Raw genomic sequence first — 15,130 nt, forward strand, 5'->3', positions numbered from 1 at the left:
GATTCGTCTTCGATCCGTGATAGTCACCCGATATTCCGCAAGTTTACGGGCGCCCGGCGGCCGGTGCATTGACACATGGCTCCGCTCCAACCACGTTCGCGCCCCTTCCCGAGACCGAACACGCATGAACCTCGTCATCGTCGAGAGCCCCGCAAAGGCCAAGACCATCAATAAGTATCTGGGTTCGGACTACGAGGTCCTGGCCTCATACGGCCACGTCCGGGACCTGCCGTCCAAGGACGGCTCGGTCCTGCCCGACGACGACTTCTCCATGCACTGGGAGGCCGACGCCAAGGGCGCCAAGCGCCTGTCCGAAATCGCCGAGGCCGCCAAGCGCGCCGACCGCATCATCCTGGCGACCGACCCCGACCGCGAAGGGGAAGCGATCAGCTGGCACGTGCTGGAGGTGCTGAACAAGAAGAAGGCGCTGAAGGACACCCACGTCGAACGCGTCACCTTCAACGCCATCACCAAGTCCGCCGTTCTGGAGGCGATGGCCAATCCGCGCCAGATCGACATGGAGCTGGTCGAGGCCTATCTGGCGCGCCGCGCCCTGGACTATCTGGTCGGCTTCACCCTGTCGCCCGTGCTATGGCGCAAGCTGCCGGGCGCGCGCTCGGCCGGGCGGGTGCAGTCGGTGGCGCTGCGTATCGTCGTCGATCGCGAGATGGAGATCGAGAAGTTCAAGCCTCAGGAATACTGGTCCATCGAGGCCGACCTGAACGCCGACAGCCCGCCCTTCACCGCCCGTCTGGTCAAACACGCCGGCAAGCGGGTGCAGCGTCTGGACATCAAGGACGAGGCGACCGCCGCAGCCGCCCGCGCCGCCATCCAGGCCGGGGACTTCACCATCAATTCGGTCGAGAAGAAGCCGGTCCGTCGCAACCCGGCGCCGCCCTTCACCACCTCCACCTTGCAGCAGGAGGCCGCGCGCAAGCTGGGCTTCACCGCCCAGCGCACCATGCAGGCGGCGCAGAAACTGTATGAGGGCGTGGACGAGACCGGCGGCCTGATCACCTATATGCGGACCGACGGCGTCTCGGTCAGCCCCGAGGGTCTGGCCCAGGCGCGCGAGGTGATCGGCAAGGAGTACGGCCCCGCCTATGTCCCGGCCGAACCTCGCCATTACAAGGTGAAGGCGAAGAATGCTCAGGAAGCGCACGAAGCGATCCGGCCGACCAACATCGCCCGCCATCCCGACAGCCTGCGCCTCGATTCCGATCTTCAGCGCCTCTATGAGCTGATCTGGAAAAGGATGGTCGCCTCGCAGATGGAGGCCGCGCGCCTGGACCGCACCACGGTCGAGATCGAGACCTCCGACGGCCAGACCGGCCTGCGCGCCACCGGCCAAGTGGTGACCTTCGACGGCTTCCTGGCCGTCTATGAGGAAGGCCGCGACGAGAAGCAGAAGGGCGCGGAAGGCGACGAGGGCGAAGACGACACCAGCCGCCTGCCCGCCCTGAAGGAGGGCGCCAAGGCCAAGGTCGACGCCATCCGCACCGATCAGCATTTCACCGAACCGCCCCCGCGCTATTCGGAAGCCACCCTGGTCAAGAAGCTGGAAGAACTGGGCATCGGCCGCCCGTCGACCTACGCCTCTACCCTGTCGACCCTGCGCGACCGGGAATACGTGCGGGTGGACAAGAACCGCTTCTATCCCGAAGACAAGGGGCGGCTGGTCACGGCCTTCCTGGAGCAGTTCTTCAGCAAATGGGTCGAGTACGACTTCACCGCCGCGCTTGAGACCCGGCTTGACGAGGTTTCGGCCGGCGATCTGAACTGGAAGGTGCTGCTGCGCGAGTTCTGGCAAGACTTCCACGCCGCGACCCAAGCCGCGGGCGAGCTGCGCACCACGGCCATTCTGGACGCCCTGAACGAGAGCCTGGGCGCCCATATCTTCCCCGACAAGGGCGACGGGTCCGACCCGCGCGAATGCCCCCTGTGCCACCAGGGCCAACTGAGCCTGAAGACCAGCCGGTTCGGCGCCTTCATCGGCTGCTCGCGCTATCCTGACTGCAAATACACCCGTCCCGTCGCCAGTCCTTCGGCCGAGGACGGGTCGGCCGAGAGCGGCGATCGCGAACTGGGGGTCGATCCGGCGACCGGACACCCCGTGCAGCTGAAGATCGGCCGCTTCGGCCCCTATGTCGAAATCGCGCCGCCGGACGGCGAGAAGCCAAAACGCTCGTCCCTGCCCAAGGGCTGGTCGCCCGCGTCCCTGACGCTGGACCAGGCTCTGCGCTTGCTGGCCCTGCCGCGCGAGGTCGGGGTTCACCCCGAGGACGGCAAGATGATCACGGCGGGCCTGGGCCGTTACGGTCCCTTCGTCCTGCACGCCGGCACCTACGCCAATGTCTCGGACATCGACGAGGTGTTCGAGGTCGGTCTGAACCGCGCCGTCGCCCTGCTGGCCGAGAAGCGCGCCGGTCGTCCCGGCCGCGGGGCGGCTGCGGCCCCGCTGAAGGACCTGGGCGCACACCCGGAGACGGGCGAGCCGATCCACGTCATGGCCGGCCGCTTCGGCCCCTATGTCAAATCGGGCAAGATCAACGCCACCCTGCCGAAAGGCACGGCGCCCGAAGACCTGACCTTGGAAGCCGCCCTGCCCCTGCTCGCCGCCAAGGCCGGCGCGGCGCCGAAGAAGAAGGCGCCGGCGAAGAAAACGGCTGCGTCGAAGAAGGCTGCGGCTGCGAAGAAGCCCGCCGCCAAGAAGGCGCCGGCGAAGAAGGCCAAGGCGAAGGCGGAAGACTGACTCATAAGGCCCCTCTCCCGCCGGGAGAGGGCTTGAGCGCACGAGAGCGAAGCGATCGTTCTGGCGCGAAAGGGTGAGGGTTCGGCGGTGCGAACCGGCCCACCGGCCGGCCCTCATCCGGCCCTCCGGGCCACCTTCTCCCAATGGGAGAAGGAAGACCTTTCGTCAGCGCATCTCCACCCGTCGCGCGCCTGCCGGGATCGCCAGCTCGTCATCGGTCCATTGCGCGGCCCGCCCGTCGATGCGCACCCGCTCCGGCCGCCCCTCGCCCGCCGGCCATTGCAGCACATAGCCCCCCGGCGGCGTCGCGCCCTCGCCCAAGGTCAGCACATAGGCCGCCCCCTGTTTGCGATAGGCGTAGGTCAGCGCCCCATAGGCAGTGCGCAGATCCTTGACCCCCACGCCCTGGGCCGTATCCAGCCAAACCTGAGGCACGCCCGCCGCCAGCACCAGGGCGTGGTCGCGGTCCCGCTCGTAGGCGAACAGGTCCAGAGCCGAGCGGATATAGTCGGAGCTGATCCAGGCGTGGGGCATGTCACCGATGAAGCGCGGCTCGCGCTTGTCGCGCCCCACCACCTCGGCCCAGCCGTTCCAGGCCTCGGGCCGGCGGTCGGCCATCAGGAAGTCCAGCACCGCCAGGGCGCGGTCCTTCTGGCCCAGCCGCACATAGGCGCCGACCAGCCGCCATTCGTAGGGGGTGTAGTCCTTCCACCCCGTGCGATTGGTCAGCCGGTTCTGGAAGTTTTCCCAATAGAGGTCGAAGGTTCGCGCCATCAGTTCGGGCGGAAGATTATCCTGCTCGCCCGCCGGAGACAGGGCGATGGTGGTCGAGGTGGCGTCGAAATCGCCCCGGTCCGCGGCGCCGGCGATCCAGTCGATGTCGTGGTGTGCGGCTGTGGCGACAATGGAGGCGCGGATGTCGGCGGCGAACTGATCGCGCGCCGCAGCATAGCGGGCGGCGGCCTCGGCGTCGCCCAGGGTCTGGGCGATGAAGACGGCGTCCTTGTAGCCCAGCAGGCCCCAGAAATCGTCCCAGTAGGAATAGGCCGCCTTGTCCGAATAGCCCTCGTGGCTGATCGTCGGGGGCAGCAGACCGTACAGGTGGCGCTGGTCTGGGGCCTGGAAGGCGGCGGTGCGGGTGGAGGCGCGCAGTTCGTCCATATAGGCGATCGCCTTCTGGACCTGGGGCCAGACCTGACGCAGCAGAGCCTCGTCGCCGGTGTAGCGATAGGTCTCGGCGGCCAGGAAGATGAACTCGCCGTGGCTGTCGTTCTCGGGCACCGGATCGGCGCCCCGCGCGTCGACGCAGCAGGGAACCTTGCCGTTTTCAAAGACGTAGGGGGCGTACCAGCGCAGATAGTCGGCAGAGTGCTCGGCCATGCCCAGCCGGTTCAGCCCCTCGGCCATCATGGCCCCGTCGCGGATCCAGGAACGGTTGTAGCTGCGGGTGCCGGGCTGGAGGATCGGCCCCTGACGCGACATCAACATATGGGCCAGTGAGGATTTCAAAGCATCCTCGATCCTTTGGGCGGCGGGCGGGAGGGTCAAGTCCACCCGGTCCAGCTTCTCACGCCACTGCGCCGCCAGCGCCTGCTCGGCCTGATCCAGGGCGGCGACGCCCTGCCCGGCCTGCGACGGATCGCCCGCCAGCGGCGACAGGAAGCCGAAGGTGCGCGTCTCACCGGGCTGAAGCGTCACCTCGTACAGCAGGGCGCCGGCCGGCAGGTCCGTGGCGTCGGAGACGGCGACCGGCTCACCCACTGGGCGTCGCGCCGTAGGCAAAATCAATGATTGAGGATCGGCCCCGGCGTCGAAGCTCGAAGCCGCCACAGCGTCCGGCGCGGTCAGGGGCTGGACCCGGACGTCGTCGTTCAGCGTCAGGCTCGCGCCGTCCCAGGCGATCCGCTCGACCGGCGCCACCCCGCCCGGAATGGCCAGGAATTGCACCGGCCCATTCACCTGGAACGGCCGCGCCGTCAGGGCCAGGGTCAGGCTGCGCGGCCGGTTGGAGGTGTTGGTCAGGTCATAGCGGCCCCACAGCCGCGCCTGATCCGGCGCGCCGTCGGCGAAGCTGGTGATCTTCAGCGTCCAGTCGTCGGCGGTCCAGGTCACCGAGGGAATGGGCAGATCGCCGTCCTTCAGCCCCTGTTCGATATTGACGTCGGCCCAGGTGATCAGCCGGCCGTTATCGACGACGAAGGGTTCGATGCTGGGGCCCGCGCGGCGCAGTTCAATGGCGCCGTCCTCGCCGATCAGGCCGCTCTCGCCGCCGCCGTCCACGCCGACCAGGGTCCAGTAGGGCTGTTCGCCGAAGAAGCCGCGCGGATAGAGGCCGCGCAGGTTCTCCTTGGCCACCGCCTCGACGAAGGCCGTGGCGTCCTCGCCGAAGGCCAGGGGTTCGACCTCGATCTCGTTCAGCGCATAGGTCGTCGCCTGCCCCGCGCCCAGCCGCTGGCCGGCGCCGGACGAGCCGACGACGTCCGAGGCGGGGACCGGCTTCAGCGGCTCCAGCCGCAGCCAGCGGGCGCTCGTCTCGGGCGTGCGCAGCCAGTCGACGCCGCCGTTGCCGCCCTTCACGGATGTCAGCTCACGCCAGTCGCGTCCGTCGAGAGACGCTGAAATCCTATAGTCCGCCGCCGCGCCCCGCTCGCCCCAGCGCAGGGTCAGGCCGCCGAATTCGCGCTCATAGCCCAGGTCGAGAGTCAGGGCCGACGGTTCGCCCACCGGCGGGGTCCAGGCGGTCTTCGGGTCCAGATCGACGGCGTTGGCGGCGGTCGTCTGCGCCCGGCCGTCGGCGGCGATCGGCGGGGGCGGCACAAGGGGCTCGACCGGCAGGGCGCGAAGGCTCAGTTGATCGATCTCGACGGCGCCCTTGCCGCCCTCCGCCGCCACCACGACGAACTCGACCCGTTCGGCGCGGCGCAGCACCGTCTCCGGGCTGGGGCCCCAGGCCTTGGACACTTGGCGGCGCTTGATGACGAACTTCGTCCAGCCGTCAGGGAAGTCGTAGCGCGCCGTCTGTTTCCACCAGACGTTCTCGGCCGAGGCGTCGGTCAGCTTGACCTCGAAGGTGTTGGTCGGCCCGGCGCCCCGCACCCAGAAGCTGATCTCGTAATTGTCGGGCAGGTCGAACGGCAGCGGCCGGCTGAGCACGGCGTAACCGGCCTTGCCGTCGAAATCATAATCGAGCCGCACGGCGCGGCCGTCATGCCCCGCCACGGCGGAGACGGCGGCGTGGACGTCGGTCGAGGCGTTGGCCTGCCACCGCGAGGCGTCGTCCATGCTGTCGAGAACGCGCGTGTCCTGGGCGACGGCGGGGGCGGCCATCAGGGCGGCGCTGAGCGCGAGGGTGGAGGTCACGGCGGAGGTCGGGATACGCATTCAGCTTACTCCAGCTTTCCCTCTCCGCGTCATCCTCGGGCTTGTCCCGAGGATCCAGACTCCCGGTGTTCGACGGGGTGCATGGGCGACCGCACCGGGAGTCTGGATCCTCGCCACAAGGGCGAGGATGACGGCGTCGAGAGACGAGAAACTTACCCCTTCACGCTGCCCGCGAGCATGCCGCGGATGTAGTAGCGTTGCAGGGCGAGGAAGAGGATCAGCACAGGCGCGACCGTGACGACGGCGCCGGCCATCATCAGTTCGACATCCTGCACATGTTCGCGAGAGAGCGCCGCCAGGGCGACAGGCAGGGTGTAGTTCGACTGGTCCGTCAGGATGATCAACGGCCACAGGAAGTCGTTCCAGCTGCCCAGGAAGACGAACAGGCCCAGGGTAACGATGATCGGCTGCAGCGTCGGCAGGACGATGCGGCGGAAGATCTGGCCTTCGCTGGCCCCGTCGATGCGGGCCGCCTCCAGCATTTCGTCGGGAATGCTCAGCGCATACTGGCGCACCAGGAACAGGCCGAAGATCGAGGCCAGCCAGGGCACCAGGGCGCCGGCGTAGGTGTTCACCAGCCCCATCCCCTTCAGCATCAGAAACAGCGGCAGGGTGCCGATCTGGGCCGGCACCACCAGGGCGGCGACCAGGAACTGGAACAGGCGTTCGCGCCCCGTGAACTTCAGCTTGGCGAAGGCGTAGCCGGCCGGGACGGTGAAGCTGAGCGCCAGGATCGTCGCCAGGGTCGCCAGGGCGAAACTGTTCCACAGATAGCGGCCCATGCCCTGGTTCAGAAACAGGTCCTGATAATGCTCCAGCGTCCAGCGCGACGGGGCCAGCGGCGGCGGGAAGGTCGCCGCCTCGCCGGTGGGCATGAAGCTGACCGACGCCATCCAGACCAGAGGAAACAGGACGATGAACGCGATGAGGGCGACGGCGAGGTTGAGGAAGATGGAGCGGAGTTTCACTGATACGCCCCCACCCGCTTGGCCACGGCCAGTTGCACCAGGGTGATGGCCAGGATGCACAGGAACAGGACGAAGGCGACCGCGCTGGCGGAGCCCAGGTTCCACCATTTGAAGCCCTCTTCGTACATGAAGTAGAGCACCGTCACCGTACTCTGGGCCGGGCCCCCTTGCGTCATCACATAGGGTTCGGCGAACAGCTGGAAGAAGCTGGCGACCGAGATGATCGAGACCAGCAACATCGTCGGGGCGATGGCCGGCAGGGTGACATGGCGGAACTGTTTCCACGGCCCGGCGCCGTCGATGCGGGCGGCCTCGTACAGGTCGTCCGGCACGGTCTGAAGCACGGCGAGGAAGATCAGCATATTGTAGCCGAAGATCTTCCAGACCACGAACATCAGGATGGCGGGGATGGAGGTCGAAGGCTGGCCCAGCCAGTCGACGGCGGGCAGGCCGATGCTTTCCAGCCCCCAGTTGATGACGCCATAGCGGGTGTGCAGCAGATAGCGCCAGACCACCGCCGTCGCGACCAGGGTGGTGACATAGGGGGCGAAGAACATGACCCGCCAGATCGGCCGCCACTTCACCACCCGCGCGTTCAGGATCACCGCCGCCGCCAGGGAGGCCGCAATGGACAGGGGCACGCCTAGGACCGCGAAGGTCAGGGTGTTCTTCATCGCCCCCCAGAACAGCGGATTGGTCATCAGCCGCTCGTAGTTCTGCAGACCGACGAAGCGCAGATTATCGAGGTCCGCCAGGGCGTAGATGTCGAAGTCGGTCAGGCTGAGCAGGAGGGCCGCGATCACCGGAAGGGCGAAGAACAGGCCGATGGCGATCATGGCCGGGGCGACGAAGCCCCAGGCGGCGCGTTCGCGGGCGCCGCGCCCACGCGACGGTCTCGGCTGAACCAATGTCGGATCGGCGACGGTCATACGGCCCTGCCCTGCTCCATCATCCAGCGGCGCTTCTCCAGCAGCCGGTCGGCCCGGCGATCGATCTCGGCGGCCGCAGTCTCGGGCGTATATTCGCCGCGCACCATCCGTTCGGCGACGATCTGCATCTCGGTGACGATCCGTTCCCATTCCGGAACCTTGGGCACGGCCTTGGCCCGTTCCAATTGGCCCCGGAAGGGCGCCAGCATAGGGTCGCGCTCGACCTGGGCGATGTCCCAGGCGCTTTTCCGCGCCGGCAGGTCGCCGACGATGGTGTTGAACCGGGCCTGGACCGCCGGCTCGGACAGGTAGCGGACCAGGGCCCAGGCCGCCTCCTGATGCGGCGAGGATTGGAAGACCGCCAGGCTGGAGCCGCCCGGCGCCGAGGCGCCCAGGCCGTTCGGCCCCGGCACGCCCGCCGTGGCCCAGCTGGACTGAAACGACGTCGGCAGACGGCTGCGGAAATCGCCCACGCTCCACGGGCCGGAGAAGTAGAAGCTGAAATAGCCGCGCGCGAACTCGGTCCAGACGTTGGAGATCTGCGCCGCCGACGCCAGGGGCGCCAGGCCCTCGGCGAACAGGCTGCGATAGAAGGCCAGGGCCGCGATGAAGCCAGGGTTGGAGAAGTTGCCGCGCGTATTCCTGTCCCGCAGCAAGGGCTCCTCGGTCTGAAGGCCGAAGGTCAGAAGCTGCTCGAACTCGTTCAACGGAAGCAGGATGGCGTAGTTGTCGCCGCCCGCCACGCGCTTGATCCCGTGCATGGCCCGCTTCCACTCGGCCCAGGTCCGAGGCGGCGCGCCGAAGCCCGCGCGGGCCAGAAGGTCGGTGCGATAAAACAGCAGACGCGTATCGACGTACCAGGGCGTGGTCATGGCCCGGCCGGCCACCTCATTGGTCTCCAGCACCGCGTTGAACTGATCGGTCAGCAGGTCAGCGGCGGCCGGCGGGGTCGGCGACAGGGCGCCGATGGCGGTCAGTTCCGACACCCAGGTATTGCCGATCTGGCTGACGTCCGGCAGGGAGCCGCCAGCATAGGCTGTCAGCAGCTTCTCATGCGCCGCCGTCCAAGGCAGGGGCTGGACCGCGACGCGGACGCCGGGATTGCGCCGCTCGAACTCGGGCATCAGCTGGCCCACCGTCCCGCCCTCATTGCCCATGGCCCAGAAGCGCAGCACGGTCTCGCCGTCACGACGCGGCGTGCAGGCCGCCGCCGCCCCGCCCGCCAGCAGCGCCAGGGCCCCGCGTCTGTGCGGGCCAGAGGTCATGCGTTCAGCCAGCCGCCGGTGAAGCCCGCTGTCTCCAGAGCCTTACGGATGTGCGGCTCGCCGCGCATGTAGCGCCAGATGAAGTCGGAACGATGGTTCTCGGTCATGCCGACGATGGGCCCCTGGTCGATGCCCAGATAGTCGTCGGCGACCCAGCCCACGCCGTCAATGATCTTGCCGTGCTGCAAGGGCCCGTCGCGCTGGGTCAGGGTCGGGTTGAAGCTGTCGAGGAAGCCCCATTCGGTATAGATGCCCGCGCCGAACCGGCTCTTCATCGCCTTGATGCAGGGCACGACGATCTCGGGCGCGAAGGCGATGGAGCTGGCCGCCGCCGTGGGAGCGATGGTGCCGTCGTCGCGGTCGCCGGGGCCGCGCGCTGAATAGCTGAAGAACTCGCGCTCGACGCCGTTGATCGTCTGTTTGAAATCGCCCGGCCCGTCGCAGGCCGTCAGGCCCCAGGTCTCGGACGAATAGCCGACCCACTGGCCCGGGTTGTCGTGGCCGTATTTCTGCTGGGCGTAGACGGCGCGGCGGCTGTTTTCGAAATAGTCGAGATGTTCGCCCAGCTGAGCCGTCTGACCGCGCATCCAAGCGTCCTGAATTCCGCGGAAGTCGACGTACATATGGCTGTACTGGTGGCCGAAGATCGGCGCGAAATTCAGGTGCCAACTGCCCCAGCGGTCGGTCCAGCTCTCGTCATAGCTGGCGGCCCATTCGTGCCAGACATTGACCGAGACCGGATGGGTCGGGCTGCCGATGGCCAGCAGCAGCACCAGCATGCCCTCGTTATAGACGTGCCAGTCCGACGGGATGAAGCCGGTCTCGGGGTGCCAGCCCATGGTGATCCGATTGTCGCGCACGACGGCCCAGTCCCATTCGATCCGTTCATACAGGGCCTGGACCCGGCTGCGGATCTCGACCTCGTCCGGGTGGTCGCCGTCGAAATAGCGGGCGGCGAACAACATGCCGGCCATCAGCAGGGCCGTGTCCACGGTCGACAGCTCATTGGTCCGGTAACGAAGACCGGTCTCCATATCGAGGAAATGATAGAAGAAGCCCTTGTGCCCCGCCGTGCCGGTCGGCTCCGGCCCCTGGGGCAGGCTGTGGAAATAGCGGACGGTGATCAGGGTCCGCTCGCGCGCCTCGTCCCGGCTCATCCAGCGGCGCTCGACGCCGATGGGCCAGCAGGTCAGGGCGAAACCGACCGCCGCAATAGAGCAGAAGGATTTGCTGGGCCAGCGATCCGGCGTCAGGCCGGTGGCCCGGTCCGTGACCTTTTCGAACCAGCGGAAGGTGCGTTCCTGAAGCTCATCGACCTCGCGGTCCAGCCGCAGAGGCCGGCGCTGCGTGCCGTTGACCGCGCCTGTGACCGGCTGCTGCGCCGCCGCCTGGCCCGCGACCATGCCGCCGACCGCCAGGGCCGCCGCACCTGCCGTGGTTCGCATCAGGAAGTTTCGGCGGTTCATAGGCACGCTCACTGAATACTTGAAAAAGAAGGCCGCCTTCCGCGCAAGCGGAAGGCGGCCCAGGCTCAGGGTGGTTAGAAGGAGTAGCGCAGACCAACCTGGAAGCTGCGGGTCGGCATGAAAACTCCGGTGCCGGCGCCGAAACGCGGGTTGGTGTAGCTGTTTTCGAAGGAGCTGTAGTTCGTGAAGTTGAACAGGTTGATGGCGTCCGCGATGAACTCCACGCGCTGTCCGCCGAACACGTCGAAGCCCTTGGTCAGACGCAGATCGACCTGACGGTAGGCGAAGTTCAGGCCCGGCAGGAAGGCGCGCTTCTCCGGCTCCCCAGCGTTCCAACAGATGTTGGGGCCGCCGGCGGGCGCATCCGGGCAGTTACTGATATTGTACGGCAGCCCCGAGCCCAGCGTCACAATGCCTGAGAGCAGGAAGTCCGCAGGCAGCCCCAGAGTCCCGGACGCCACGATACGGTGCCTTTCGTCCGTAGCCGACCGGTACGTCGGCGACAGAGCCGGGACATTATAGTCGAAGTCGAAGGCCGCGTAGCCATTGTCACGGCTGCCGTTCTGGGTCGCATCCATATAGGTATACGCCAGGTTGAAGCCCCAGTTGTCCTGAGCGTTATAAGGCTTGTCGGCGGTGAAGTAGATCGCCTTGTAGTCGCGCTCCTTGTCGGTGTTCTGGAAGAAGATGGAGTTCCGGAACTGCGTGAAGCCCACCGACCCTGGCGTGGGGCCGCTGAAGCGACCGCCGGTCTCGTTCAGGGCGTTGGCGACGTACCAGGCCGATTCACCCTCGGTGTGACCGGCGGCGAAGGTCAGGGCTGTCTGCCACTGACCGAACTTCTGACGAACGCCGATGTTGAACTGATCGGTGCGCGGCGGTTCGAAGTTGTTCTTCACCAGGAAGACTTCGCCAGCGCCGGGAGACGCCGCCAGCAGAGGATCCAGACCGGCAGGGGTCAGATAGGCCGGGTTCCAAGCGACGGTCGGCGAAAAGATCGGGCTTGCGGCGCTGCCGCCCGTCTGAATGGGACGGCCGTCAACAGTGAAGTAGATGGTCTTATTGTACTGGAACGGCTTGAAGCGCTCGTCGAACGCGAAGTTGAAACCGATGCGGTCATAGTACCGGCCGGCGCCGCCGAACAGCACCGTCCGCTCGTCGCCGAAAACGTCATAGGAGAAGCCGAAACGCGGCTGGAATGCTTCCTTGAACGCGGGACGGTTACCGTCGGAGATATAATCCGCCGGGTTGAAGTAGGACGGGAAATCGTAATTCGGCAGGTTCTGGATTGCGGCCAGCATGTTCCGGATGGAGTCCGGCGTGCGGTAGTCGTTGTTGACCGCGTTGTCTTCGTAGTCCCACCGGATGCCTAGGTTCAGTTCCAGCTTGTCGGTGATCTGCCAGTCGTCCTGGATGTACAGGCCGATGACATTGTTGTCGGCGTCTGCGGGCGGAACCGCCACGCCGAGGTCCACCGCGACGGGAATCGTCCGGCTTCCGTTGATCTCAGGACGCGCCTCGATGTCGTAGGTGAAGGTCGGATTGCGCCCGAAGTCCTTCTGCACGAAATAGTTCTGCATCGAATACTTCGCACCCATCTTGATGGTGTGCGTGCCCATCCATGACAGGTCGGGGATGGTCAGATCGTTGCGGATCGTGGTGCTCTTCTGCTCCAGGAACTGAGCGTCCGCCCGGCCGCCCGCCGTGAAGATCGTCGAATCGCGGTTGTTGATGTTGTACTGGAAGCCAAGGGTGCTCGGGATAGCGGGGTCGTTCGGGACGTTGTCCCGGAAGATGACATACCGGCGGCCGTAGTCGCCGCCGTTGATCACCGACTGCTCATAGCTGGACTGCAGGTAATCGATCGCGAACTCATTCAGGAAGCGATCGCCCTGGTATTGGTGACGCAGGTTGAACGCCTTGTTCTCACCGCTGTTGCGCGCCGCGCGGCTGGGGGCGTTCTGGCCGCTGGCCCCACGGATATCCTCTTCGGTCTTGTACTCGGCGCTGAGTTCCAGACGCTGCCGGTCGTTGATCTGCCACGACAGCTTGCCGAAGAAGATGTCCTGTTCATACGGCGTCGAGGTTGTGCCCAGATCGGCGGCGAAGAAGTCATTGTATTCCGTGCGGTTCAGGAAGGACTGCGAAATCCGGTCCTCATCCTTGCGCTCGTAGGCGCCGAAGAAGTGCAGACGATCCTGGATGATCGGGCCACCCAGGCTGGCGCCGTATTGCAGTCGCTTCAGTGGCGCCTTCTCGGCTCCACGACGTTCCGAAATCTCATCCTGAGCGATCCAGTCGGGATCCTGATAGAAGACGAAGGCGTCACCGTGGAACTCGTTCGTGCCAGAGCGGGTCACGGCCGTAATGATGGCCGAACCGGCCTGTTCATACTCAGCCTTGAAGTTTTGGCTGATGACGCGGAACTCCTGAACCGCGCCCTGCGGGAAAGGGGTGCCGCGGCTGTCGTCCTGACCAGCCACGCCGCCGTCGTTGATCAGGGACTTTCGGTTCTGACCGTCGATGAAGACGTTGATGGCCTGAGCCGTCTGACCACCGGCCGAAATGGTCCGCTCCGTATCGTCTTCGCGAACACGCAAGCCGGGGGCCAGGGCGGCGAAGTTCAGGAAGTTGCGGCTGATCTGCGGCAGGTTGTTGATCTGCTGCTGGGTCACATTGGTGGCGACTTCCGGTGTGCGGACTTCAAACACGCGACGGCCGGTCACGACGATGTCGCCCAGTTCGGTCGCGCCGCTGGTCGCAGGCGCGGTCGAAGCGGCGGCGACGTCCAGATTCAGCGTGCCGACCTGGCCCAGGGCCAGGGTGACGGTTTCTTCAGCCGTCTGGCCGTCCGCGCTGGTCACTTGAACGCGATAAGTGCCGGGACGGAGACCGGAAAAGACGTAGCGGCCGTCGGCGCCGACGCGGGCGCGCGCCACATAGCCGGTCGCCACTTCCGTGGCTGTGACTTGCGCGCCGGCTTCAGCGGTCGAGCCGTCGTAAACGGCGCCGCGGAGCGTAGTCGTTGCGTTTTGGGCGCTGGCCGCCCCAGCGAAACCGGCCGCGATGGCCAGAGCCGACGCGGCCGCCAAGGCGGTGCTGCGTGTATTGAACTTTCTCATCCTGTTTTCCCCTCCTGATGGGCCCGTTTCACAACGGCTGTGCGGTTGGATTGACGGTGGTCGACCCGGCGGTTTCAGCCGCCGCGGTGGATTGTCGTTCGACCAGGAGCGGCCGAACGATTTCGCAGGCGGAATCCGGCGCCCCGTTCGGGCCGGCCTGGACCAGGCCGATCAGGCGCTCCACGCCCCTTCGGCCCATTTCCGCAATATTCACTCTCAACGTGGTCAGGGTCGGCCGGACCAGGGCCGCCAGCGGCACGTCGTCGAATCCGATCACGGCCACGTCCTCAGGGCAGCGCACGCCCGCCTCCTGGAAGGCCAGCATGGCGCCCAGGGCCATCATGTCGTTGGCCGCGAACACCGCGTCGGGGCGCTGGTCCAGAGCCAGCAACCGGGTGGCGGCGCGATGCCCGGCCGCCTGGGTGAAATCGCCCTCGACGATGATCGGTTCTTGGTCGACCAGGGCGCTGGCGTAGCCTTCGGCGCGGATGTCCGCCTCCAGGTTTCCGGCCGCGCCCCGAATGTGGGCGATGCGGCGCCGGCCCGTCGCGCGCAGATGCTCGACCGCCGTGACGGCCGCCCCGTGATTGTCGATCGCGATGGAGGGGCGGCCCGCCTCGTCCAGGCCGCCGTTCATCAACACCACCGGCATGCGGCCCGCCACGTCGGCGGCCAGGTTGGCGGCGCGCAGATGGGGCGACAGGACGATCATTCCATCGACCCGACCGCGCATCGATCGCAGAGCGGCCAAGGTCTCCTCGGTATCGCCGTGGGAGCTGGATACGATCAGATGTTTGCCGTGGGCGCGCGCGGCCAAATCCATGCCGCGGATCAGCTCGGAGAAGAACTCGCCGTAGAGATCAGGCAGGATGACGCCGATCGTGTCGGTCCGGCTGGTCGACAAGCTGCGGGCGCCGACGTGGGGCACATACCGAAGATATTCGACCGCATCGAGCACCCGACGCCGGGTCGATTCCGTGATGGCGTCAGAGCCGTTCAGCACGCGCGACACCGAGGCCACGGACACCTGAGCCCGCTCCGCCACGTCACGGATCGTGGCGGCCTTGGCGGCCGGCGCATGTCCGTTAACGGCTGACGGGGTGGAGACGTCCACGGTTTCCTCTCTGAGCGTTCATCGTGCCGGCCCACTTATCGAAGGTCCGTCGATAGCAAATGTAATCGGTTACATGACACAGGAGGCTCAGTCACCGCAAGCGGCGAGATGTCGCCCCTTCTCGATTTCTCCT

At 66.6% G+C, this 15,130-nt stretch carries 8 protein-coding genes; 1 reads left to right on the forward strand and 7 read right to left on the reverse strand.

The window, feature by feature from the left end; translation table 11 throughout:
• Window positions 1–124: 124 nt before the first annotated feature.
• The gene (gene topA, locus ACW178_RS12250) at window positions 125–2,752 is read left to right on the forward strand and encodes a type I DNA topoisomerase (RefSeq protein WP_492024608.1); all 2,628 of its coding nucleotides are present in this window, start codon (window positions 125–127) and stop codon (window positions 2,750–2,752) included.
• Window positions 2,753–2,917: 165 nt separating this feature from the next.
• Here the strand turns inward: topA and ACW178_RS12255 are convergent, their stop codons facing one another.
• The 7 genes from ACW178_RS12255 to ACW178_RS12285 form a co-directional block, all read right to left on the reverse strand.
• Entirely contained in the window at window positions 2,918–6,133 is a 3,216-nt protein-coding gene (locus ACW178_RS12255) for a discoidin domain-containing protein (RefSeq protein WP_492024609.1), read from the reverse strand.
• Window positions 6,134–6,285: 152 nt separating this feature from the next.
• Complete coding sequence (locus ACW178_RS12260; RefSeq protein WP_287104476.1) at window positions 6,286–7,101, reverse strand: carbohydrate ABC transporter permease; 816 nt, start codon at window positions 7,099–7,101, stop codon at window positions 6,286–6,288.
• Window positions 7,098–8,030: a carbohydrate ABC transporter permease gene (locus tag ACW178_RS12265; protein ID WP_287104477.1), complete on the reverse strand. Its 933-nt coding sequence runs from the start codon at window positions 8,028–8,030 to the stop codon at window positions 7,098–7,100. The genes ACW178_RS12260 and ACW178_RS12265 overlap by 4 nt, the downstream gene beginning before the upstream one ends.
• Complete coding sequence (locus tag ACW178_RS12270; RefSeq protein ID WP_054766121.1) at window positions 8,027–9,295, reverse strand: sugar ABC transporter substrate-binding protein; 1,269 nt, start codon at window positions 9,293–9,295, stop codon at window positions 8,027–8,029. Before ACW178_RS12270 ends, ACW178_RS12265 begins: the two co-directional genes overlap by 4 nt.
• The gene (locus ACW178_RS12275; protein WP_492024610.1) at window positions 9,292–10,761 is read right to left on the reverse strand and encodes a glucoamylase family protein; all 1,470 of its coding nucleotides are present in this window, start codon (window positions 10,759–10,761) and stop codon (window positions 9,292–9,294) included. Before ACW178_RS12275 ends, ACW178_RS12270 begins: the two co-directional genes overlap by 4 nt.
• Window positions 10,762–10,835: 74 nt before the next feature.
• Window positions 10,836–13,883 (reverse strand): TonB-dependent receptor, encoded by a 3,048-nt coding sequence (locus ACW178_RS12280; RefSeq protein WP_492024611.1) that lies wholly within the window; start codon window positions 13,881–13,883, stop codon window positions 10,836–10,838.
• Between the two features lie 28 nt (window positions 13,884–13,911).
• Entirely contained in the window at window positions 13,912–14,997 is a 1,086-nt protein-coding gene (locus ACW178_RS12285; protein WP_197273308.1) for a LacI family DNA-binding transcriptional regulator, read from the reverse strand.
• Window positions 14,998–15,130: the final 133 nt, after the last annotated feature.

This window comes from Brevundimonas sp. AVps4, from assembly GCF_058681525.1.

Excerpts from the sequence above, each read along its gene's own strand:
- topA (WP_492024608.1), top strand. The coding sequence starts at position 125 with ATGAACCTCGTCATCGTCGAGAGCCCCGCAAAGGCCAAGACCATCAAT.
- ACW178_RS12255 (WP_492024609.1), bottom strand. The coding sequence starts at position 6,133 with ATGCGTATCCCGACCTCCGCCGTGACCTCCACCCTCGCGCTCAGCGCC.
- ACW178_RS12265 (WP_287104477.1), bottom strand. The coding sequence starts at position 8,030 with ATGACCGTCGCCGATCCGACATTGGTTCAGCCGAGACCGTCGCGTGGG.
- ACW178_RS12270 (WP_054766121.1), bottom strand. The coding sequence starts at position 9,295 with ATGACCTCTGGCCCGCACAGACGCGGGGCCCTGGCGCTGCTGGCGGGC.
- ACW178_RS12275 (WP_492024610.1), bottom strand. The coding sequence starts at position 10,761 with ATGAACCGCCGAAACTTCCTGATGCGAACCACGGCAGGTGCGGCGGCC.
- ACW178_RS12280 (WP_492024611.1), bottom strand. The coding sequence starts at position 13,883 with ATGAGAAAGTTCAATACACGCAGCACCGCCTTGGCGGCCGCGTCGGCT.